The sequence below is a fragment of the Pseudomonas helleri genome, assembly GCF_009600315.1.
In the GTDB taxonomy this organism is placed as follows: Bacteria; Pseudomonadota; Gammaproteobacteria; order Pseudomonadales; family Pseudomonadaceae; genus Aquipseudomonas; species Aquipseudomonas helleri_A.
In genome coordinates this window covers 1-2,067 of record NZ_WIWC01000086.1, presented here as the reverse complement: position 1 = coordinate 2,067, position 2,067 = coordinate 1, and the positions used below count along the sequence as shown (strand labels likewise).

At 56.5% G+C, this 2,067-nt stretch carries 1 protein-coding gene; it reads left to right on the top strand.

Going from position 1 to position 2,067, the window contains the following annotated elements; translation table 11 throughout:
• A partial coding sequence (locus GHN86_RS22920; protein WP_323369502.1) for an ImcF-related family protein occupies nucleotides 1-1,905 on the top strand: 1,905 nt, incomplete at its 5' end.
• Nucleotides 1,906-2,067 lie beyond the last annotated feature (162 nt).

Genomic DNA, 2,067 nt, shown 5'->3' with positions numbered 1-2,067 from the left:
GCCAATCGTGCCCGTGGCGCCTACGATTTATTGAAGGCGTACCTGATGATGGCGCGCCCCGAAAAGGCCGACGCGGCTTTTCTGGCCAACGTGTTGGGCAATGCCGAGCCGCTGCGGGCGGGTTTCTCGCCGGGGCTCTGGCAGGGTTTGTCGCCTAACTTATGGCAATTTTATGGGGAGCAACTGGCTGCGCATCCCGAGTGGCGCATCGAGGCCGACCCTGTCTTGGTGGCTCAGGCCCGTCAGGTACTGCTGGGTCAGTTGGGCCAGCGCAACGCCGAGGCCAATCTGTACCAAAAAGTACTCGACGCAGCCGCTATTCACTACCCGGCAATGAGCCTGCAACAGATGGTCGGTGACACCGAGGCGCACGCCTTGTTCACCACTGACTATGGCGTGGCGGGCGTCTTTACTCGTCAAGCCTGGGAAGGTCATGTGCGAGAGGCCATCGACGAAATTGCCGAGGCCCGCCGCGAAGAAATCGACTGGGTGCTGAGCGACAAACCCGGCGACATAGAAGCTGATTTGACCCCTGACGTGCTGCGCGAACGCCTCACCGAGCGCTACTTTCAGGACTACAGCAACGCCTGGCTGGAGTTTCTCAACAGCCTGCGCTGGCAACAAGCTGACAGCCTGGCCGACGTGATCGACCAATTGACCTTGATGAGCGATGTACGTCAGTCACCGCTGATTGCGCTGATGAACACCTTGGCCTATCAGGGGCAAGCGGGAACGCGTAATCAAGCGTTGGCTGACTCGTTGGTGAAGTCGGCGCAGAAGCTTATGGCTAAAGATAAAGTGCCGCAGATCGAGCAACCCTTGCCAGGGTCGAGCAGTCCGCTGGACAAGACCTTTGGGCCGTTATTGGCGCTGCTGGGCAAAGACCCCGAGAGCAACGGTGGCAATGACAGCCTGAATTTGCAGGCATTTCTCAATCGCGTGACACGTGTGCGTTTGAAACTGCAGCAAATCCTCAATGCACCTGACCCACAGGCAATGACTCAGGCGCTGGCGCAGACCGTGTTTCAAGGCAAGAGTATTGATCTCACCGACACGCAATCCTATGGCAGCTTGATCGCCGCTAGCCTGGGCGCAGAGTGGGGGCCTGTTGGCCAGACGCTTTTTGTGCAGCCGCTGGAGCAAGCCTGGCAACGCGTTCTGGAGCCTTCGGCAGCCGCTCTAAATAGTCAGTGGCAGCGCGCAATTGTCAGTCCTTGGCAGAATGCTTTCGCCAGTCGTTACCCGTTTGCTTCCACAACCAGCGATATCTCGTTGCCCATGCTGGGACAAATGATTCGGGCCGACTCCGGGCTTATCGAGCAGTTTTTGCAACGCCAACTCAGCGGCATAGTGCGTAAGGAAGGTAACCGCTGGGTGGCTGATCCGCGTAATAGCCAGGGCTTGCGCTTAAACCCGAAGTTTCTTCAGGCAATCAATCAGCTCACCGACCTGGCCGATGTGCTTTACACCGATGGCGGCATGGGGTTGAGCTTTGAACTGCAAGGCAAAGCTTCGCGTGATGTCGTGCAAACGAACTTTGTGCTCAATGGCGAAAAGCACGCGTACTTCAACCAACGAGAGAAGTGGCAACGTTTCAGTTGGCCGGGTCGCAGTGACTATCCGGGCACAAGTCTGACCTGGATCTCAACGCAAACGGGCGAACGACTATTCGGTGAGTACCAGGGTACCTGGGGCCTGATTCGTTTTCTTGAGCAAGCGCAGTTTACCCCGTTGGATGATGGCGAAAGCCGTTACCGCATCGTGGTTAAAGCCCCCGATGGCTTAAACCTGGTCTGGCATTTACGTACCGAGCTTCAGGCTGGCCCCATGAGTTTGTTGAAGTTGCGTGGTTTCAAACTGCCGCAGCGGATTTTTCTAGAGGAGGGCGTAGCAGGATTGCATTAGGGACCGGGCATGTTGTTTAAACATGATGGCAAGTCCAGATGGTCAGTATGCGGAAGCGGATCTTTCTTGTAGGAAACATCTTTAAATCGGCGGCGGCAAAAACTGAGTGCAACACCTGACCTTTCCGGTACGGTGCTGCCCTATGTCTTATTCCGAACTCAG